We start from the raw sequence: 20021 nt of genomic DNA on the forward strand, positions 1-20021 counted from the left end.
TTAAACCGGCATCTGCATGATGTCTTGGTAAGCCTGAACCAGTTTGTTGCGCACTTGCGTCAACGCCTGGAAAGACACGCTGGCCTTCTGTGAGGAAATCATCACGTCCGTCAGGTCGACGCCGCTTTTGCCGATCTCGAAGGCACTGGCCAACTGATTGGACGCCTGCTGAGTGTCGTTCACTTTATTGACGGCTTGACCGAGCATGTCGGAAAAGCTGCTGCCACCCAATTCAGGGACTGCGGCAGTCGATTTCGGCGCAGACATGGCATCCATTTGCATGGAACGCATATCCAGCATCAACCGATTAAATTCAATACCTTGGCTCATGATCTACTCTCGTTGGCGACCCGCAATTTTTTGACACTCACTCGGCGGGTACTGAGGTGTTAGCAACAAGGGTGCCAGCTCCGCGATTGCCCTACACAAAAGCCCTTCTCGCTTCGCCTGAACCCTGACTCACCGCAAAACCCATGTGGGAGCGAGCCTGCTCGCGAAGGCGATGTGACAGACACACAGATGTCGACTGACACTCCCTCTTCGCGAGCAGGCTCGCACAGTTTTGGATTGATGTTGCGAGTGTCAATTTTCAGGTAGCGAACAGGTACGCTTCGACGTCCATGCCGGCATCACGCATCTGCGCCAGCTTGTAGCGCAAGGTGCGCGGGCTGATGCCCAGGCGTTCGGCAGCCTCTTTGCGACGACCACGCTCGGAGCGCAAGGTGTCGATGATCATCTGAAACTCTCGGCGCCGCAGGTCATCGCCCAATGCGCCAGCCGATTCGGCATCCACCTCGACCGCTCGCAACGGTGCGGCTGCCAACGTCGGCAACGGCGCACAGGCCACCGGCCCGGACAGGCAGAAATCCTGCGGCTGGATCAAACCACCCTGCTGCAGAATCAACGCACGCTGGATCGCGTTGTCCAGCTCACGCACGTTGCCCGGCCATGGATAACCGATCAGGCACGCCTGCGCCTCGGGCGACAGCTTCGCCGCCGCGTGCTTCATTTTATTGACGTGCTTGGCCAGCAGTCGCTCGGCCAGCGGCAGGATGTCGGCGGTGCGCTCGCGCAGCGGACGCCAGGCCAGCGGAAACACCGACAGTCGATAGTAGAGGTCTTCACGAAAACGCCCCGCCGCCACTTCACCGGCCAGATCACGGTTGGTCGTGGCGACGACCCGAATGTCCAAGGTGATGGTTTTGCGTGCGCCAACGCGCTCGACTTCACGCTCCTGCAAAACCCGCAGCAACTTGGCCTGCAGCCCGAGGGGCATTTCGGAGATTTCATCGAGCAGAATCGTACCGCCGTCGGCTTGCTCGAACTTGCCGGCCTGCGCAGCGATGGCGCCGGTGAAAGAACCTTTTTCGTGGCCGAACAGCGTGGCTTCGAGCATGTTGTCGGGAATCGCGGCGCAGTTGATCGCAATAAACGGCTGACTGGCCCGATGGGAATGCTGGTGAATGTAGCGGGCCAACACTTCTTTGCCGGTGCCGGACTCGCCCGAGATCAATACCGTGGAATCACTGCGCGCCACTCGGGCGGCCAACTCCAGCAATTGTGCACTGGCCGGTTCGAACGCAACCGGACCTTCGCCCTCGGCCGTACCGAGATTGCCCAACGCATGACGCGCGACCAGATCCAGCAAGGCCTTGGGCTCGAACGGCTTGACCAGGTAATCCGCTGCACCCTGGCGCATCGCATCGACTGCGCGCTCGACGGCGCCGTGGGCGGTCATCAGCAATACCGGCAATTGCGGCTGCCGCGCCCGCAACAAGCCAAGCAACTGGTGCCCGTCCATGCCCGGCATATTGACGTCACTGATCACCAGATTGAACGCCTCGACGGCGACTGCCGCCAGCGCGTCCTCGGCCGAACCGACCGCCTTGAAATCGTGCCCCGCCAGCATCAGCGTATCGGCCAGTGCCTCACGTAGCGCGCGGTCATCCTCAACCAGTAGAACCTTGATTGCCATGCCTTTCATTCCGCTCCCTGAGCGCCGGGTTTGTCACCCGAAAAAAGCGGCAGGACCACCTGCGCACAGGTGCCACGACCCGGCCGCGAGCGCAGTTGCAATTCGCCCTGATGCGCACGGGCCACTGCCTTGACCACGGTCAGGCCCAGGCCGGTGCCGGTGGTCTTGGTGGTGAAAAACGGCTCACCCAGACGCGCCAGCACCGCGCTGTCGATACCACTTCCGCTATCGCTGACGCACACATGCAGATTCTGTCCGCGGGTGTACAGGTGAACTTTCAAACGAACATCACCGGCACTCGCCTGAATCGCATTCTCGATCAGGTTGAGAATTGCCCCGATCAGCGTGTCGCGATTGCACAGCAACTCGCCGGCATGACTGTCGCACTGCCAACGCACTGGCAAGTCCTGAACATGGGTCAGCGCCGCCGCTTGCAGTGATTGCATCAGCTGTTTGGGCGTGACGCGATCGGTCAGCGGCAGCTCGCCGCGAGCGAACACCAGCATGTCGCGAACCTGATGCTCCAGCTCATGCAGGCGTTCTTTCAGGCGACCGGCAAAACGCTGTTGCGTGGCGACCGGCAGTTCCTGCTCGGTCAAGTGACTGGCGTATAGCAAAGCGGCCGACAACGGCGTGCGAATCTGATGCGCCAGCGAGGCGACCATTCGACCCAGGGAAGACAAGCGTTCGTGACGGGCCAATTGGTCTTGCAGATGGCGGGTTTCAGTCAGGTCGTTGAGCAGCACCAACTGACCCGGTTCGGCATCCAGCGAGCGAGTGGCGATCGACAGGCGCCGACCGTCCTTGAGCGAGATTTCATGACCGTCGTCCTTGCGAGGCGCAAAGCAACGAGCGATGACGTGACGCCAGAGTTCGCCTTCGAGCGGCAGTCCGAGCAACTCACACGCTGCCGGATTGGCTTCGCGCACGATGCCTTGGGCATCAATGACGATAACGCCGCCAGGCAACAGGTCGAGGAGATTTTGCAGGCGATTGGCCAGGCGTTCTTTTTCCGCCAGCTCTTGCATGCGCTGGGCACTGACCACGGCCAACTCGCCCTTGAGCTCGGTGACCCGGGCTTCAAGCATGCTGTAGGAATCGGTCAGTTGACTGGACATCTGGCTGAACAGCGCAAACGCCTGCTCAAGGCCAAGCCGGCTTGCCTGCTCTACGGACGACGGTTGTCCCGAAGCGTCAGGGACAGGAGACATCTGGGCGGCTTGGGGCATCGTGCTCTCTCGCTTGGCTGACCGTCAGTTAAACGGAACGTTGCGAGGGATGTAGCAATACCCGTGCCTAAAAAAAACCGCCCAAAAATGAAGGACTTGAAAAACAGGCGTCAATCATCCGCCTGTTCATCTCCATCGCGACGGCTCATGCCGTACTTGCGCATCTTTTCCACCAGCGTGGTGCGACGAATCCGCAGGCGTTCAGCTGCGCGTGCGACGATGCCATTGGCATCATCCAGCGCCTGCTGAATCAGGCCCTGCTCCAGACCACCGAGGTAGTCCTTCAGGTCCAGGCCTTCGGGCGGCAGCATGGCGTTGGCGGTGAAGTCCGGGGTGTGACCGTTGATGGCCACTCGTTCTTCCAGATCGCTGCGCAGGCTGTCGACCAGTTGCTCGTCTTCGTCGTCGACATAGCGGAATTTCTTCGGCAACTCGACCACGCCGATCACCCCGTACGGGTGCATGATCGCCATGCGCTCCACCAGGTTGGCGAGCTCGCGAACGTTGCCCGGCCAGCCGTGACGGCACAGCGACATGATCGCTGCCGAGTTGAAACGGATCGAACCGCGCTTCTCGTGCTCCATGCGTGAGATCAATTCGTTCATCAGCAACGGGATGTCTTCGACGCGCTCGCGCAGTGGCGCCATCTCGATCGGGAACACGTTCAGGCGGTAGTACAAGTCTTCGCGGAAGGTGCCGATCTCGATCATGCTTTCGAGGTTCTTGTGGGTCGCGGCAATGATGCGCACGTCGACGCTTTGGGTCTTGTTGCTGCCCACGCGCTCGAAGGTGCGCTCCTGCAGCACGCGCAGCAACTTGACCTGCATCGGCAGCGGCATGTCGCCGATTTCATCGAGGAACAATGTACCGCCGTTGGCCAGTTCGAAACGTCCGGCACGGCTGGTGATCGCCCCGGTAAAGGCGCCCTTCTCGTGGCCGAACAATTCGCTTTCCAGCAACTCGGCCGGGATCGCCCCACAGTTGACCGGCACGAAGGGCGCGTCACGACGCTTGGAGTGGTAGTGCAAGTTACGCGCAACCACTTCCTTGCCAGTGCCGGACTCACCGAGGATCAGCACGCTGGCGTCGGTGTCGGCCACTTGCTGCATCATCTGACGGACGTGTTGAATCGCCCGGCTGGTGCCGACAAGACTGCGGAACAGATTGGGTTCACGGTGACGACCGCGCTCACGGGCCTGGTCGTACATCTCGCGATAGACCTGGGCACGGTGCAGGGAGTCGAGCAACTTGCTGTAGCTGGGCGGCATTTCGAGAGTCGAAAGCACTCGGCGACGCTGGTCTTCTGGCAAGTCAACGGAAGAATTATCGCCCATTAACAAAACCGGAAGGAACTCATCCCAGGTTGCGAGTGTCTTTAACAAGCCCGTAAGTGCGCCAGGAGCATTGACCGTCCCGATCAGGACACAGATCACTTCACGACTTGATGACAAAGAGCCGACAGCCTGCTGCCAGTCATGGCTTCCGCAGGGTAAATTTTCTTCACCGAGAAAATTTAAAATCACCGCCAGGTCGCGGCGGCGGACGCTATCGTCATCAATCAGCAGAATTTTGGTTTCACGCCACATGCAATAGCAACTTCCCTAGTCAACTCAATGCCCAAAAATGATGGGGCAAGCTAGACGCTTGCAGACACATTCTGCCTGTACTCGCCTGAAATCTGGAACCAGCCACTAGTTAAGTCAAAAAACCGTGCACAGTCAAATTTATGGCGCACTATGTTTGGATTAACCGAGGATTAATTAACCAAACAGATGGTAAACCTTTGCCGCGTTCTGTGCTTGATGGATCTGCGACATCTCGTCGACTATCGCTTGCCTCTCCCCCGTCGCGGCCTCAAGCAGCTGCTTGTACACCCCCAGCAACTCCTCAAGGTTGTCGCGCAACGCGGCCTCATCCACCGAAGCCTCACTCAAAACGTCTTCCATGCAGGATCGGCACGCCAGGTCCAACTCACCGATGGCTTCCCAATTGCGCTCGGCCAATGCACCGACCAGGGCTTCGCGGGTGTGTTCGATTCGCTGCAATACAAGACTCATGGTGATCTCCTTAAAACTGCGGACCCGGTGCGGCAATACCATCCCAACCGTCTTTGACAGTACGAAGCAAATCAGCGACTTCGTCGAGAATCTTCGGGTCGGTCTTGATGTTGGCTTCAGCCAGACGCTTCATCATGTAGGCGTAAAGGTTGTCCAGCTCACCGACGGTTTCGATGGAGTTCTCTAGGTCCAGACCTTCACGCAAACCACCGATGATGCCGATGGCCTTGCCAATCAAAACACCCTTGTTCGGAATGTCTTTGCGCTCCATGGCGCCTTTGGCCTGGGCAATACGGTCCAGGCCACCTTCCATCAGCATCTGTACCAGTCGATGAGGACTGGCTTCGGAAGTTTGCGCTTGAGCGCCAATCTTCTGGTATTGGCGAAGGGCTAACATTGGATTCATGTTGTACCTCATCAAAATTCTGTAGTTCGTCTAACCAGTGTATCGACGACGCGTCAAAAAACTTTAGATTCAAATGCAAAAAGCCCGGAGCGCTTGAAAACGCTGCCGGGCTTTTGGCGTTGTGCGTGTTACGAGTTCTTCTGCTGCGCGGCCATGGCCTCGAACATCCCGGTAATGTTGCTGGCGGTTGCCTTCAACTTACCGACGAGGGTATCCATGTCGTTGTACTTTTTGGTCAGTACTGCGGTCAGTGTTTCGACCCGACGATCCAAGGCAGCCTGATCAGCCGTCAGCTTGGTTTTGGTCACATTCAGGTTGGTGGTGCGAGTGTCGAGAATGCCACCGGTGTCGGTGTATGGCTTGATCACATTGTTCATGCGATCGAGCAGACCGTTGGTGCCGGTGAACAGGGTCTGGACTTCGCCACCGAGCTTCTTGTCGTTCATCGCAGCGGTGAACTTGGTACCGTCGAAGTTCAGCGCACCGGTCTTCTGGTCCGTGGTGATCCCCAATTGCGAGAGCACGGTCAGCTTGTCACCGGCACCGGTCTGCGACAACGGAGCACGAATGGCGGCCAGCAGCGAACGTGGCAACGGGTCACCGGTCAGCGCAGCCGGTACGGTCGGCTTGCCATCGTCGTCCAGGGACGGCTTGGTCAAGGACGTCACTGCGTTGGCAACAGCGTTGTAGGCGTCGACGAACTTCTGGATCGATGCTTTCAGGCCATCGTTGTTGGTCGCAACGTTGACGGTCGATGTACCGGCGCCAGTCAGAACCAGGCTCAGGCCGGAGATCGACTTGTCGATGGTGTTGGACTTGCTGGTCATCGCCAGGCCATCCACCGAGAACACCGCATCCGCAGCCAGGCCGCCAATCGCACCCGAAGAGGTTGCGGTCGGTGTGCCGGCCATTGGGGCTGTGCCGTCGATAGTCAGCTCAGGGATACCGGTGGCGGAGATATCGGAACCTGCACCGGTCGTGGTCGAACCCAACACCAGGCGCGAACCGAAGCTGTCGGTCACGATGTTGGCGCTAAGGCCACTGGCCTGGTACTGGCTGTTGATCGAGTCACGCACCGATTGCAGCGTGGCGCCCGCACCGACGGTCACCGGGTAGCTGGTGCCGTTCTGGGTGATGGTCAGCGTGCCTGCCGTGATCGGACTGGTCGCGCCGCCGGCAAAGGCCGCGGAGGCAACTTTCGACGAGGTGGCAAGGCTGGTGACTTTGACCACGTAATTGCCGGCAACAGCGGTGTTGCTGGACGTAGAGGTCAGTACTTTGGGGTCGGAGGACGTTGCCGAATAACCCGTGAACTGAGGAGTGGTCGTGCTGCCCAGATCGGTGAGTGCTTTCTGGAACGTGGCCAGCAGCGACTTCAGCGTACCAATCCCGGAGATGCTCGCCGTGTTGGTCGTGGTCCCACGGTCGATCTGACCTTGTTTGGCCGCTTTGTCAGCGTTGACCAAGGCTTTGACGATAGCACCGGTATCAAGGCCTGAACCTAAACCCGTGCCCGGTAAAATTGGACTTGCCATGTGGAACTCCCTTCAGTGTGTCGCCGGTCTTTTGACCACTACAACGCCCAAAAGAACATAGCAACAAAATTCGTGCCAGCTGTCAGGCTTTCGCGCTGAACAACAAGCTGCTTGCATCATTCAAACTATTGGCCAGTTTCAAGACTTCTTCGTTGGGGATCTGGCGAACCACCTCACCCGACTCACTGGCAATGACTTTTACGACGACTTGTCCTGAAGGCTCATCAATCGAGAACTCCAGGTTACGCTTGACCGACTGAACGAATTTTTCAATTTCCTGGACGGCCATTTTCAGCTTGTCCTGTTCAGTTTCGGCAGTCTTGCGTGCTTCCTTGACGTCGACCACTTTCGCGGGCTCCGCTCGAGGCTTTTCCGCAGCCTTGTCGACAACCGGGGTCGCGTGCTTGGCCGCCGGATAAGACAAGTTCAGCTTCACGCTCATATCCATGTCCATCACCTCTAAAAGTAAAAAAGCGAGAGGGCACGACCAGCGCACACCCCTCGCCAAAACTCAATCAGCTATTACTGAAGCAGTTTCAGTACAGCGGATGGCAGTTGGTTGGCCTGAGCCAGAACTGCGGTGGAAGCTTGTTGCAGAGTTTGTTGCTTGGTCAGCTGTGCAGTTTCAGCAGCGAAGTCGGTATCTTGTACGCGACCCAGTGCAGCACTGGCGTTTTCGTTGATGTTTTGCAGGTTGGAGATGGTGCTGGTCAGACGGTTTTGTGCAGCACCGAGGTCAGCACGCGCGCTGTTGATGGTTTGCAGAGCGGCGTCGATTCGGGTCAGAGCAGCGGAGAACGAAGCCTGAGCGGTAGCCGAGCTGTTACCAGTGATCTGCAGGGTAGCGGAGTCAACGGACAGGGTTGCAGCGCCGAAGCCGGAAGCCAGGGTCAGAGTGATCTGGTTAGCCGAACCGGTGTTGGAACCAACCTGGAAGGTCATGGTACCAGCGGTACCGTCCATCAGGTTCTTGCCGTTCAGGTTGGTGGAGTTGGCGATACGAGTCAGCTCGTCCGACATTGCCGCGAATTCTTTGTTCAGGGCGATACGGTCTTGAGTACCGTTCGAGTCGTTTCGGGACTGAACAGCCAGTTCACGCATACGCTGCAGAATGTTGGTCGATTCCTGCATCGCGCCTTCAGCGGTCTGAGCAATCGAGATACCGTCGTTGGCGTTTTTGATAGCCATGGTCTGACCGCGGATTTGCGAGGTCATACGAGTGGAGATCTGCAGGCCGGCGGCGTCGTCTTTAGCGCTGTTGATTTTCAGGCCGGAAGACAGACGAGACATCGAAGTCGACAGAGCGTCGGAAGCGCGGTTCAGGTTTTTCTGAACGTTCAACGATGTAACGTTGGTGTTTACTGTTAAAGCCATGACGAATTCCTCGTTGGTTGGGTACTGCGGCTTCCGGCCCTGGCAACCGCCGGGTATGGCCTAGAGAACCTTCGTAATAGTTATCGTCGCCAATGCAACTTGCTTTAGGGGATTTTCAAAAATATTTGCCATCACGTTGCCACCCCCCGGAAATCAAGGGGTTGGCGGCGATGCGGCAGCGAAAAAATGACGTCAGGGATCTGTCGGCGACGGGAATGGCGAGAGCTCGCCTGCACCGACAGAGGGGAAATTGCTTAAAAGGACAGGCTGTCGGTCAGCAACTCGACCAGTTCGTATTCCAGGTAATCCGCCAGTGCCAGCCAGTTCTGCGCCTCCTGGCACGCCAGCATCTGTCCAAGGACAAACGTCCACTGCTGCTGAACATCCTGTGCCTGTGAATCGAACGTCGGGTGAATGGCACCGACCAGCTCGGTCATCGCCAGCCCGGCTTCAACATCACGCCCCAGACGGAACAAGGTGGCGCAGTGCTGCGCTTCGGCAATAAAAGATTCACGAGCACTCATGAGGCAAGCTCCGGATGAAAAACGGTCCCGGCGATCATCGCCCCTGCCCGGCTGCTGTTATAGAAGCGCACCTGCGGATGGCCGGCGATGAACCGCTCCAGCTCACACAGATAGCTGCGGAAATTGAGCTGAGTCTTGATGCGCTGACCGTGACCATCCAGCACCCAGTGTTTGGCAGCACCCAGTTGTGGTCCCAGGTCGCCGTCGTTCCAGCCAGCGTGGGTCTTGTCGCCAGGGAAAGCGAAATCGGCACCGAACAGGGTAATCTGCGTCGCGCCCATCTTCACCGCCAGGTCGGTTGCCGGATGAATTACGCTACCGCCCACATACAACTCGCCCCTGGGCAATTGCGCACGCAACGACTGGTAGATCGGACTGGCGGAGTAACTGCCATGACGCGCCCCCTGCCAGGCTTCAAGCACCTGCGGCTCGAGCATGGGCATGTACACCAGCGTGATGTCGGCCGTGTCCTCCGGCGGCAAGTGCCGGGCCGAAATGCGCTGGTCGATGCTGACCACCACATCGGGACGGATGCCATGCTTGAGCAACGGACGAAAAGCCGTGTCGACGCAGATGAACAACGGACGCTCAGCCTGGCTGCGAATTGCGCGCAAGGTCTCGAAATGCTGTTCCAGGCTCGGCCCGGTAGCGATGACAAATACCTCCAGGCCGGGACGAGTACCGAACAGTTCGGCCACGTCACGATCGGCTTGCACCAGTGCCAGACATGCCTGCAAGCGCTCGATGATCTCAGGCGACTGCGGGTCGAACTCTCGGTTGTTGAAAGCGAGGTGAGTTTCGCTGATCAGGCGATCACGAATCTTCGCGCTGAAGTCATCGGCCAGGACCAGCTCAGACGGCAAGGCAAAAAACGGCAGTCTGATTTCCGCAAGATCACCGGCATACAGCAACTCGACTCGCGGATCGCTGAGCCACGACTGCTGATCGAGCAATTGCAGCACCAGGTTGAACACCGCACCGTTGAGGATGTGCACGTACAAGCGCTCAAGCCCGGCGCGCTCAAGCAACGCCGATTGCAGATCGCCAAGCCCCGTGCCGTACACATGCAGCACCGGGCTGTCGAGCGGCAAGCTCTCGGCCTGAACCCTGGCCTCGCGGCTACGGTCATGGCGGCTGGTCAGTTGAATGCCGTTGATGCTCAACGTCGAGCCCAGGCCTTCCACCAGATCCGCCTGCAACAGGCTCGTGTCTTCCACCAGCAAGCGCACAGCCAATGCCGGCCAGCGTTGCTGGATGACATCGACGTTGTGCTCAAAGAACTCGCTCATGCCGCCTCGCTTATTGTCCGGGCAAAAAAATAGCGCTCAAGATTACACCTTGAGCGCTTTTTTTGTGTCTGCCTTTCTTTGACTGAAGCGTCGCCGTCAAGGGCGATAGATGATCGCCGAACCCCACGACAAGCCAACGCCGAAACCACTCAGCGCTACGCGCTTCCAGGTGGAGTCCAGTACGTGTTTTTCCAGCAGCAACGGAATGCTCGACGACACGGTGTTGCCAGTCTCGACCATGTCCTTGAGGAACTTCTCCGGCTCGCCTTCGAAACGGCGTGCCACCGCATCGACAATCGCCGCACTGCCCTGGTGAATGCAGAAGGCATCGACATCGTCAGCGGTCAGTTGCGAATCGGCCAGCAGTTCATGCAAATGCGCCGGGACTTTGAGCAACGCAAAGTTGAACACCTGACGACCGTTCATGAAGAACACACCATCGGTGACTTTCAGGTGTGGGGCACCGGAACCGTCGGTGCCGAACTTGGCCTTGCCCAACTGCCATGGAGCGTTTTCGCCCATCCAGGTCGCGGTGGCGGCATCGCCGAACAGCATGGTGGTGTTGCGGTCTTCCGGGTCGACGATCTTCGAATACGGATCAGCGGTGATCAGCAGGCCATTCTTCAGGCCGGCGGCTTCCATGAAGCCCTTGATCGCGTAGATGCCGTAGACGTAGCCGGAGCAGCCCAGGGAAATATCGAACGCGGCCACGGTGGTGGGCAGGCCGAGCTTGTCCTGAACGATGGCGGCGGTGTGTGGCAGGCCTTCTTCGTCACCGTTCTGGGTGACCACGATCAGCACATCGACCGCTTCACGTTTCAAATCCGGGTTATTGGCGAACAGCGCATTGGCTGCTTCGACGCACAGGTCCGAAGTTTCTTGCGCATCGTCTTTGCGTGGCAGGAAGGCGGAACCGATCTTGCCGAGGATGAATTCTTCATCCTTCTCGAATTTTGCACCTTGTGCGTAATTGTCTATGCCGGCTACAGGAACGTAGCTCGCAATGCTTTTTATGCCAATCATTACGGCTTCCCAATAATAAACAGCCCAATACCACCGCTCGCAAGGATTCGAGGGCGCCGACAAACAGAGAAAAACGTCGCCCCGTAGCCGCGACGGCGGGAAGAATAAAAGGCTATCACTGGGCCAGAAACAGGCCAGGCGCCACCTTCCCGATTAATACAATACAGTGAAGATGCGCGTTATGACTCACAGGTCACTCTATTTTGCCGAATCAAACCGATAAGGTGTTATTCGACCAGCGACCAGTCCAGCGGGGTTCCACGCGTGATGGCGTGGCGGGCGCGGCGGCCCAGAAGGGTTTCAGCGTGCTTGGGGGCCAGCCCCAGGCCCGGACGGATGGCGCGCAGATTGGCCGTGGTGAAGGGCTCACCGGCGGCCATGTCCTGGGTGACATAAAGCGAGCGACGGTACACCAGGGATTTGCGCTCGGCTTCAGTCACGCCGTAATGCACCTGGCCCATTGCCTGCCAGGCACGCTCGGTCTCGACGACCAGGCTGGCCAGTTCCGCCGGTTCCAGGGAGAAACTGGCGTCTACACCACCGGCCGCACGGTCGAGGGTGAAATGCTTCTCCACCACTGTCGCCCCCAGCGCCACCGCGGCCACGGACACCCCGACACCCATGGAATGATCAGACAAACCGACCTGGCAACCGAACAATTCACGCAGATGGGGAATCGTGCGCACATTGCTGTTGGCCGGGGTCGCGGGATAGGTGCTGGTGCACTTGAGCAACACCAGGTCCTGGCAACCGGCCTCTCGGGCCGCGCGCACGGTTTCATCGAGTTCGGCGATGCTGGCCATGCCGGTGGAGATAATCAACGGCTTGCCCGTGGCGGCAACCCGGCGAATCAGCGGCAGGTCGGTGTTTTCGAAACTGGCGATCTTGTAGGCCGGCACGTCTAGGCTTTCGAGGAAGTCGACGGCGCTGTCATCGAACGGCGTGGAGAATGCCAGCATCCCCAGTTCCCTGGCCCGGGCGAAAATCGGCGCATGCCATTCCCATGGGGTATGCGCTTTCTCGTACAAGGCATACAGCGATGTGCCCGCCCACAGACTGTTGGGGTCCTTGATGAAGAACTCGCCTTCGGACAGGTCCAGGGTCATGGTCTCGGCCGTGTAGGTTTGCAGTTTCAAGGCATGGGCGCCGGCCCTGGCCGCCGCTTCGACGATGCGCAACGCCATGTCCAGCGACTGGTTATGGTTGCCACTCATCTCGGCAATGATGAAGGGCGGCGCGTCAGCACCGATCAAGCGGTTGCCGATCTTGAAACTAGTCATTGCGGTGATCCTTCAATACGCGCGTGAACGCGCAGGCACTCTGGGTGAAACCGGCTTCGCGAAAGACTTTCAGCGACGGCTGGTTGGACGGCAAAACCTGAGCGGTGATGGCGGTCAGTTGTGGCCAATGTCGGGTGACAAATGCCTCGCCCCGCGCCAGCAGCGCCCTGCCCCAGCCCAGCCCGAAACGGTCTTCGAACAGATAAATCGACACTTCGGCTTCAACGCCACGCCGGTCATAACGCAGCACACCTACCGGACCGTCGTCCGCCTCGGCGATCAATAACAAGCGCTGGTCATTGCTCAGGCTGGCGGTCAGCCAGTTCTGGTGGGCTTGCCGGTCAATGACGCCGGTCTCCAGCGACCAGCGCCGTACGGCTTCGGCATTGCGCCCCTCGAACAACAACGTCGAGTCGTTCAGGGTGGCCGGGCGTATCTGTAAAATCGCACCGGCCAATGCAGCCGCCACGCGCTGCGCACCGCGGCCATCGACCAATCGCCGGGAGTGTTCGGCAAGGCTCTGGCGCAACCCTTGATTGTCCGTGACAAAACCCACAGCCTGACGCAGTTGCTCCACGCTGACCTGCTCACGCGGGCCCAGGTAGACATGGGCCCCCGCTGCCGCCATGACGTCGCCATTGGCCTGCTGATTATTCGACACGGCAATGCAAATCGTCGGCAACCCCAGCGCCGCCCGCTCCCAACTGGTGCCACCGCCGGCACCGACAAACAGGTCGGCCTCGGTCATCAATCGGTAGAAGTCGCTGACAAAACTGTGCAAACGCCAGTTTGGACGATCCGCCACCAACGCCTGCATCTGTTCCCAGGCCGGATTATCGGCACCGGCAACAAAATCGACTTCCAACTCATGGAAGTCCGCCATCGCCAACATCGCGTGATGCGTCTGCATCGCCGCATCGAAGCCACCAAAGTTCACCAGCACCCGTTTGGCCTGCGGTTTGATCCCGATGGCCGCGCAGCTGAACTCATCGCGCAGCATCGCAAAGCGCGGGCCGAGCAAGGTCTGGCAATCCCGTGGCAGCAGCGAGGCATACGCCTCAGGCGTTCCGGAGAGGTTTTGATTGAGCAGCAGATCAGCGTCGTAGGTGCGCGTCGCGAGGTCATCCACCACGGCGATCCGGGGCGCCCAGCGCCGGGCCGCGCTCTGCCAGCGATGATCGAGGCCATAGTGGTCGACGATGATCCAGTCGAACGCCGGCTGGTCTTCCAGCGCCTGTGCCAACGCGTCGATGTCCGCTTGCCACGGCAGCATCGATTCGATGGCTTGTTGCGGGTCTTCATCGGGATAACGATCGGGCAGCGCAAAGGTTTCGAAGCCTTCGCCCGCCAAAGCGTCCAGCCGATGCACCGGCAGCAGACGACAGGCGAACGCCACGTGCGAACCCTGCTTGCGCAAGGTTCTGGCCAGTGGCAACAGGCGCGCGATATGGCCGCTGCCAATGGTCGGTGAGGCGTCGGAACGAATCAATACTCTCATTGCACTTCACCGCCGGCTTTCAATGCGGCGTAAAGGTATTCGGCGCGCGTCCAGTCTTCAAGGGTGTCGATGTCCTGCACCAGATGCCGCGGCAGGATCACCGGCAGGCTCGCCGGGGAAAACAGAACGTCGCCGCGCAACCAGGCTGCGCGACGCCCCCAATAAAACTGGCCGGCGTCCTGAAAGGCTTCGGGCAAGTCCTGGGAGCGAGTCGCGCGAAATTCCGGGTAAAGCGAGGTCAGGGCGCCCTCTTCGTCGAGGGTCAAGGCACGCTGCACCGGGAAGCCGAAACTGGCGACGGAGAACGCAAACGACTTGTCCGGATGCCGTTCCAGCACGTCCAGCCCCTGGCGCAGATACCGCGCTTGCAACAGCGGCGCGGTCGCGTAGATGCAGCAGGCGAATTCGACGGCGGGCAGTTCATTCAAGGCATGAACCATCACCGCTGCCGTGCCGGTGAAATCATCCGCCAACGACGCCGGACGCATGAACGGCACGTGAGCCCCATGCGCCCGGGCAACCTCGGCAATTTCTTCATCGTCGGTGCTGACAACCACCTGGTCGAACAGCGCCGAATCCAGCGCCGTACGAATCGAGCGAACGATCATCGGCACGCCGTCGAACGGCTTGAGGTTCTTGCGGGGGATGCGCTTGCTGCCGCCTCGGGCCGGAATGATCGCAACGCTGCTCAAGGTACTACTCCTCAAGGACCAGCCGTCGCAACTGCTCGACCACATAATCCTGTTGTTCATCGCTCAGTAAAGGAAACAGCGGCAGGCTGATGGCCTCGGCGTAGTAACGCTCCGCTTGCGGGAAGTCCCCTTCGGAGAATCCCAGGTCACGATAATACGGCTGCAAATGCACCGGAATATAGTGCAGGTTCACCCCGACCCCGGCCGCTCGCAACCCTTCGAACACCTGTCGATGACTGAGGCTGATCCGCTCCGTCTGCAGGCGCACCACGTACAGGTGCCACGCCGATTCGGCCTCGGGCTGAATGCTCGGCAGGGTCAACGGCAAGTACGCCAGCAAGCGGTCATAACGCGCCACCAGTTCACGACGACGTTGGATAAACCCGTCAAGTTTACCCAGCTGTGACAACCCGAGGGCTGCTTGCAGGTCAGTGATGCGGTAATTGAAGCCCAGCTCCACTTGCTGGTAATACCACGGGCCGTGACTGGATTCAGTCATGTGCTGCGGATCGCGGGTCATGCCGTGGCTGCGCAGACGCTGCAAGCGTTCAGCCAGATGCGGGCGATTGGTCAGCACCATGCCACCTTCGGCACTGGTGATGATCTTGACCGGGTGGAAGCTGAACACCGTCATGGCGGCGAATTCGCCACAGCCCACCGGCCGACCGGCGTAGGACGCGCCCACCGCATGGGACGCGTCTTCGATGACCGTGAAGCCATAGCGCTCGGCCAGTTCGGCGATCATGCGCATATCACAGCTTTGGCCGGAGAAGGCCACCGCCACCAGCACTTTGGGCAGCGTGCCGCTGTCTTCAGCCGCCTCCAGCTTCGCCTTCAGGGCATAGGCATCAAGGTTCCAGGTCAGTGGATCGATGTCGACGAAATCAACCTCGGCGCCGCAATAACGGCCACAGTTGGCCGAGGCCAAAAAGGTGTTCGGCGTGGTCCACAAACGATCACCCGGCCCGAGCCCCGCCGCCAGGCAAGCGATGTGCAGCGCCGCCGTGGCGTTGCACACCGCCACCGCGAAACCGGCCTGGCAACGTTCGGCCATGGCCTGTTCGAAACGCTCGATGGTCGGCCCTTGCGTGAGCCAGTCAGACTGCAACACGGCAACCACCGCGTCGATGTCTGTCTGATCGAGGCTTTGCCGACCGTAAGGAATCATGCCGACAACTCGGCGTGCAGGTCAGCGATCTGGCCCACCGACAGGAAGTGCGGGTTGGTGTCGGAGCGGTACTCGAAGTCCTCGCTCACGGCGCGCCCCTGCTCGCCCAGGTTGTCCACGGCAAAATCCACGTCGACACTGGTGAAGCGGATCGACGGCTGAATCGTGTAGTGATCGGCGAACTCCAGGGTCATTCGCGCGTCGTCCAGCGGCACCATCAACTCATGGAGCTTTTCGCCTGGGCGAATCCCCACGTTTTTGTGCGGCAGGTGTTCAGCCATGCCCTGCGCCAGATCAACGATGCGAATCGACGGAATCTTCGGCACAAACACTTCACCGCCGTGCATGCGCGCAAAGCTGTCGAGCACGAATTGCACGCCGTGATCGAGGGTGATCCAGAAACGCGTCATGCGTTCATCGGTGATCGGCAATTCAGTCGCGCCTTCGCTGATCAGCTTGCTGAAGAACGGCACCACCGACCCCCGCGAACCGGCAACGTTGCCGTAGCGGACCACGGCAAACCGGGTCTGCTGCTCGCCGGCAATGTTGTTGGCGGCCACGAACAATTTGTCCGACAGCAACTTGGTCGCGCCGTACAGGTTGATCGGACTGGCGGCCTTGTCGGTGGACAGCGCGACGACTTTTTTCACGCCGTTGTCGATGGCTGCGGCGATGATGTTTTCGGCGCCATTGACGTTGGTGCGGATGCATTCGGTCGGGTTGTATTCCGCCGCCGGCACTTGCTTCAGGGCGGCGGCATGCACCACGTAATCGATGCCGCGCATGGCCTGGCGCAAACGCTCGGCGTCGCGCACATCACCCAAAAAGTAACGCATGCACGGGGCATTGAACGTCTGCTGCATTTCGTACTGCTTGAGCTCATCGCGCGAGAACACGACGACGCGTTTTGGCTGGTATTGCTCCAGCAGACGTCGGATGAAATTGCGCCCGAACGAGCCGGTGCCGCCGGAGATGAAAATCGATTTACCGTTAAACATGCCTTGAATCCTTTTTCCTGTCAGCCAGGCTTAAGCGAGCAACTGCGTCCAGTTCACACTGGAGGCTGCGCCGAGGGTAAAGCCCTTGCCGGTCAAGGCCAGGTTCTGGTTGTACGCCGCGTCTTGAGTGAAGCGCGCGCCCCACTTGTCTTGCAGCGCCGCGGCCGTTTGCGGTGCATCCGGCAACAGGCCCGGGTGCAGCATCTGTGCTTGTGGGCACCAGACGATCAGGTAACCGGCATCGGCGGCTTTCAGGCACAGGTCGATGTCGGCAAACGCTTCGTCGAAATGCTCTTCGTCCAGACCACCAACGACCTCGTAAAGGTCTTTGCGCACCATCATGCAAGCGCCGGACACCGCCGAGTAGTTCTGCTCGACCTGATGACCGTTCATGTAGCCCTTGGCATCTTTGCGCTCATCAATGAATACCGAACCGATCACGCCGTTCAAGCCAAGCACCAGGCCGGCTTGCGTAGTGACGCCACGGAAATCCATCAGCTTGCCGCCGACAATCCCGACTTCCGGACGCTGGGCCTGATTGAGCAGGCTGTCGAGCCAGTTGGAGTTGACCACTTCGGCTTCGGCCGACATCAACACCACGTAGGCACCCTTGGCCTCACTGACTGCAAAGTTATGCAGCGCCGAGGCGCTCAAGCGTTTACCGGTGCGCAAGACGCGCAGGCGATCGCCCTTGCCTTCCAGGCTGGTCAGCCAGGTCGCCAGCTCTTCGGACTGGCTGTGGTTATCGGCGATCAGGATTTCATGCTGCTGGTAACGGGTACGTTGCAGCACGCTGACCACCGCGCGTTGCAAGTGCTCCAGATTGTCCTGACTGTGCAGAATGATCGAGACCTTTGGCCGCGCGGCGTGTTGGTAATCGATCTGCCAGGTTTGAGGCAATTCGGAGCTGACCTGACCGCGATAACCGCGAGCCGTCAGGTGACGGGTCAGGGTTTGACGTTCGTGAGCGTTTTCCTCGACGGACGATGCGTCGCAGATCAGCAGCGGCTCGGCCAGATGCGCCAGGCCACCCAGGCCACCGTCTTCGATCAGACGCAGCAACAGGTCGAATTCCAGCGCCGACAGGTATTCAGCCGAGTAGCCACCCGCGTTCACCAACACGTCACGCTGGATCAGCCAGTGCCGGGCCATCAGCGACGGCACGGTTTGCAGCAGATCCAGGTTGACGCCGGGACGGAACACATCCGCCAGCGAACCGTTTGCCTGGCGCTGGAGTTCGTCCATTGCCACGGCACGAATGCCTTCGGCGCCCATCAGCTCCAGGCTGGCGCGCAGCAGGCCGCTGGCGCTGAACTGATCACCGGCCTCGGCCAGCACCAGCCAGTCGGCGGTGGATTGGTTAACGCTCTGGTTGATGCGATCGACGTAATTGGTCGCGGTGACTTTGACGAAGTGCACGGTGTCACGCGGTGTAGTGGTCGCCGGCAAATCACCGGTGGTAAACACCACCACTTTGAACGCCTTGCAGTGACCCGCGACCAGGCTGTCGAAGGTGGTCTGCAACTTGACTATATCGGCGTCGAGGTCCAACAGCATGATGCCGAACTGCGGGCCGCCATTGCGTTTACGCAGCTGCGCCTCAATCACCTTGAGCTGTTTGGCATCGGGGTTGCGCGCCTCCAGCCAGTTGAGCAAGCGCCCGGACGGCATGTTCTCGAACAGCGATTGCTCGTCCTGTGCCGGCACCGATACCAGGCGCTCGGCCCAGGCTTGCAGCTTGAGGCCTTCTTCGGCCTCATCGGAATCCTTCAACGACTCGACCAGACGTGAAACCACCGTGCGGTTGTAGGCGTACAGGCTCAGGGCTTCCCACAGACGGCTGCGCAAGGTGCGCTCGTTGTCGTTAGGGTGCACGCGCATCAGCTCATGCTGCTTGAGCAAAATGCCTTCCAGTTCCTGCAACTGCAACTTGCCGGCCGGCATGGTGTGCAGCAGGAATTCGAATTGAGTCAACAGATCGAACATCGGTTGGTTGTAGAACGGCATCTCGACAAATTGCTCGGTATTAAACGTACGCACCGGCTCTTTGCCGGCCTCCAGCCACGCCGACGTGAAAATCAGCGTCCCTTTCAGCGAACGCATGTTATTCAGGCAGTCGGCCATGGTGGCGAAACTGTCCAGCGCCACCTGCTTGCCTTCGTCCAGCGTCTTGTGGGCCATGCCGGTCGGCAAAGACGCCAGAAACTCGGCAAAGCGCTCGCGGTCGGCCACGGTTTTCGCGTCCTTGAGCGTCAACACCGTCAGCACGTTGGTGTTGTGCTCCGAGGAACCGTAAGGGATTTCCCGCACGGCGAACGGGATCGGCAAGATCCGCGCCTTGGCACGCGCGAGCATGTAATAGGCATGGCCGATTTCCTGCCACTCGAAGCTGGTGCCCGGCAGCAGCGCGTTGTGCCAGTCCTGCAGCAACTCGGTACGGCTGACCGCGTAGAACGGCGGCAGGAAGTGCCCCATGAATTGCGTCAGGCGTTCTTCGGCCGACTCCGAGCAATAGTCTTCCGGGCCCTTGCGGTCGCGGCGGAAGTAATTCACTTCCGTGGCGCGTGCCAGGTACATGATCCCGTAGCCGTGGCACATGCCGTAGTCGGCATGGTCTTCGAGGAATTCCAGCGACTCGGTGATCGCATCGTGCAGCAGGAAATCATCGTCAGCCGCCAACACCATGTACGGCGTGGTCACCTGATTCACGCCATAGGCGAGTTTTTCCTGCAACCCGGTGTAGGTAAATTGCGGCAGGTGCCGGTAATCGACCATCGGGTAATCACGGGCGATGTCGTCGTCGCTTTTCAGCGACGAGTCCAGGACCAGAATCGTGCAGGGATAGCTGCTGTAATACTGCAAGGTGCGCCGCAGGTAGGCGTTGCGGTTGTGGGAAATCACCACCACCGTCAACCGTTCATTCAGCGGTGCCACATCGTTTCGAGCAGTGTTTTGAACGCGCATATTTCTATC

At 59.6% G+C, this 20021-nt stretch carries 18 protein-coding genes; all 18 read right to left on the minus strand.

Going from position 1 to position 20021, the window contains the following annotated elements; translation table 11 throughout:
* A complete protein-coding gene (gene fliE / locus AC07N8_RS09120) occupies positions 1-330 on the minus strand; it encodes a flagellar hook-basal body complex protein FliE (RefSeq protein ID WP_008072611.1) in 330 nt (109 codons plus the stop codon).
* Between the two features lie 259 nt (positions 331-589).
* A complete protein-coding gene (locus AC07N8_RS09125) occupies positions 590-1975 on the minus strand; it encodes a sigma-54-dependent transcriptional regulator (RefSeq protein ID WP_483840852.1) in 1386 nt (461 codons plus the stop codon).
* Between the two features lie 5 nt (positions 1976-1980).
* Positions 1981-3186: a sensor histidine kinase gene (locus AC07N8_RS09130; protein ID WP_483840851.1), complete on the minus strand. Its 1206-nt coding sequence runs from the start codon at positions 3184-3186 to the stop codon at positions 1981-1983.
* Between the two features lie 128 nt (positions 3187-3314).
* The gene (locus AC07N8_RS09135; protein ID WP_123434034.1) at positions 3315-4790 is read right to left on the minus strand and encodes a sigma-54 dependent transcriptional regulator; all 1476 of its coding nucleotides are present in this window, start codon (positions 4788-4790) and stop codon (positions 3315-3317) included.
* Positions 4791-4964: 174 nt separating this feature from the next.
* On the minus strand, positions 4965-5261 hold the full coding sequence (gene fliT, locus AC07N8_RS09140) for a flagellar protein FliT (protein WP_046032823.1): 297 nt from the start codon (positions 5259-5261) through the stop codon (positions 4965-4967).
* 10 nt (positions 5262-5271) lie between these two features.
* On the minus strand, positions 5272-5667 hold the full coding sequence (fliS, locus tag AC07N8_RS09145; RefSeq protein WP_027922350.1) for a flagellar export chaperone FliS: 396 nt from the start codon (positions 5665-5667) through the stop codon (positions 5272-5274).
* Between the two features lie 128 nt (positions 5668-5795).
* Positions 5796-7202, minus strand: a complete 1407-nt coding sequence (gene fliD, locus AC07N8_RS09150; protein ID WP_483840755.1) for a flagellar filament capping protein FliD — start codon at positions 7200-7202, stop codon at positions 5796-5798.
* Positions 7203-7284: 82 nt separating this feature from the next.
* Entirely contained in the window at positions 7285-7650 is a 366-nt protein-coding gene (locus tag AC07N8_RS09155) for a flagellar protein FlaG (protein WP_483840754.1), read from the minus strand.
* A gap of 74 nt (positions 7651-7724) precedes the next feature.
* Positions 7725-8576, minus strand: coding sequence for a flagellin domain-containing protein (locus AC07N8_RS09160; protein ID WP_483840753.1), 852 nt, complete (start codon positions 8574-8576; stop codon positions 7725-7727).
* Positions 8577-8830: 254 nt separating this feature from the next.
* Positions 8831-9100: a hypothetical protein gene (locus AC07N8_RS09165; protein WP_493143159.1), complete on the minus strand. Its 270-nt coding sequence runs from the start codon at positions 9098-9100 to the stop codon at positions 8831-8833.
* Positions 9097-10389 (minus strand): motility associated factor glycosyltransferase family protein, encoded by a 1293-nt coding sequence (locus AC07N8_RS09170; RefSeq protein ID WP_493143161.1) that lies wholly within the window; start codon positions 10387-10389, stop codon positions 9097-9099. The genes AC07N8_RS09165 and AC07N8_RS09170 overlap by 4 nt, the downstream gene beginning before the upstream one ends.
* Before the next feature lie 96 nt (positions 10390-10485).
* Complete coding sequence (locus AC07N8_RS09175) at positions 10486-11412, minus strand: ketoacyl-ACP synthase III (RefSeq protein ID WP_483840750.1); 927 nt, start codon at positions 11410-11412, stop codon at positions 10486-10488.
* Between the two features lie 227 nt (positions 11413-11639).
* A complete protein-coding gene (pseI, locus tag AC07N8_RS09180; RefSeq protein WP_493143163.1) occupies positions 11640-12692 on the minus strand; it encodes a pseudaminic acid synthase in 1053 nt (350 codons plus the stop codon).
* Entirely contained in the window at positions 12685-14190 is a 1506-nt protein-coding gene (pseG, locus tag AC07N8_RS09185; RefSeq protein ID WP_493143165.1) for a UDP-2,4-diacetamido-2,4,6-trideoxy-beta-L-altropyranose hydrolase, read from the minus strand. The genes pseI and pseG overlap by 8 nt, the downstream gene beginning before the upstream one ends.
* On the minus strand, positions 14187-14882 hold the full coding sequence (gene pseF, locus AC07N8_RS09190) for a pseudaminic acid cytidylyltransferase (protein WP_493143167.1): 696 nt from the start codon (positions 14880-14882) through the stop codon (positions 14187-14189). The genes pseG and pseF overlap by 4 nt, the downstream gene beginning before the upstream one ends.
* 4 nt (positions 14883-14886) lie before the next feature.
* Entirely contained in the window at positions 14887-16050 is a 1164-nt protein-coding gene (gene pseC / locus AC07N8_RS09195; RefSeq protein ID WP_493143169.1) for a UDP-4-amino-4,6-dideoxy-N-acetyl-beta-L-altrosamine transaminase, read from the minus strand.
* Positions 16047-17048, minus strand: a complete 1002-nt coding sequence (gene pseB, locus AC07N8_RS09200; RefSeq protein WP_483840745.1) for a UDP-N-acetylglucosamine 4,6-dehydratase (inverting) — start codon at positions 17046-17048, stop codon at positions 16047-16049. Before pseB ends, pseC begins: the two co-directional genes overlap by 4 nt.
* A gap of 30 nt (positions 17049-17078) precedes the next feature.
* On the minus strand, positions 17079-20012 hold the full coding sequence (locus AC07N8_RS09205; protein ID WP_493143171.1) for a TIGR00180 family glycosyltransferase: 2934 nt from the start codon (positions 20010-20012) through the stop codon (positions 17079-17081).
* Positions 20013-20021 lie beyond the last annotated feature (9 nt).

Source organism: Pseudomonas sp. GW821-FHT10C09 (assembly GCF_059415465.1).

Excerpts from the sequence above, each read along its gene's own strand:
- fliE (WP_008072611.1), bottom strand. The coding sequence starts at position 330 with ATGAGCCAAGGTATTGAATTTAATCGGTTGATGCTGGATATGCGTTCC.
- AC07N8_RS09125 (WP_483840852.1), bottom strand. The coding sequence starts at position 1,975 with ATGGCAATCAAGGTTCTACTGGTTGAGGATGACCGCGCGCTACGTGAG.
- AC07N8_RS09130 (WP_483840851.1), bottom strand. The coding sequence starts at position 3,186 with ATGTCTCCTGTCCCTGACGCTTCGGGACAACCGTCGTCCGTAGAGCAG.
- AC07N8_RS09135 (WP_123434034.1), bottom strand. The coding sequence starts at position 4,790 with ATGTGGCGTGAAACCAAAATTCTGCTGATTGATGACGATAGCGTCCGC.
- fliT (WP_046032823.1), bottom strand. The coding sequence starts at position 5,261 with ATGAGTCTTGTATTGCAGCGAATCGAACACACCCGCGAAGCCCTGGTC.
- fliS (WP_027922350.1), bottom strand. The coding sequence starts at position 5,667 with ATGAATCCAATGTTAGCCCTTCGCCAATACCAGAAGATTGGCGCTCAA.
- fliD (WP_483840755.1), bottom strand. The coding sequence starts at position 7,202 with ATGGCAAGTCCAATTTTACCGGGCACGGGTTTAGGTTCAGGCCTTGAT.
- AC07N8_RS09155 (WP_483840754.1), bottom strand. The coding sequence starts at position 7,650 with ATGGATATGAGCGTGAAGCTGAACTTGTCTTATCCGGCGGCCAAGCAC.
- AC07N8_RS09160 (WP_483840753.1), bottom strand. The coding sequence starts at position 8,576 with ATGGCTTTAACAGTAAACACCAACGTTACATCGTTGAACGTTCAGAAA.
- AC07N8_RS09165 (WP_493143159.1), bottom strand. The coding sequence starts at position 9,100 with ATGAGTGCTCGTGAATCTTTTATTGCCGAAGCGCAGCACTGCGCCACC.
- AC07N8_RS09170 (WP_493143161.1), bottom strand. The coding sequence starts at position 10,389 with ATGAGCGAGTTCTTTGAGCACAACGTCGATGTCATCCAGCAACGCTGG.
- AC07N8_RS09175 (WP_483840750.1), bottom strand. The coding sequence starts at position 11,412 with ATGATTGGCATAAAAAGCATTGCGAGCTACGTTCCTGTAGCCGGCATA.
- pseI (WP_493143163.1), bottom strand. The coding sequence starts at position 12,692 with ATGACTAGTTTCAAGATCGGCAACCGCTTGATCGGTGCTGACGCGCCG.
- pseG (WP_493143165.1), bottom strand. The coding sequence starts at position 14,190 with ATGAGAGTATTGATTCGTTCCGACGCCTCACCGACCATTGGCAGCGGC.
- pseC (WP_493143169.1), bottom strand. The coding sequence starts at position 16,050 with ATGATTCCTTACGGTCGGCAAAGCCTCGATCAGACAGACATCGACGCG.
- pseB (WP_483840745.1), bottom strand. The coding sequence starts at position 17,048 with ATGTTTAACGGTAAATCGATTTTCATCTCCGGCGGCACCGGCTCGTTC.
- AC07N8_RS09205 (WP_493143171.1), bottom strand. The coding sequence starts at position 20,012 with ATGCGCGTTCAAAACACTGCTCGAAACGATGTGGCACCGCTGAATGAA.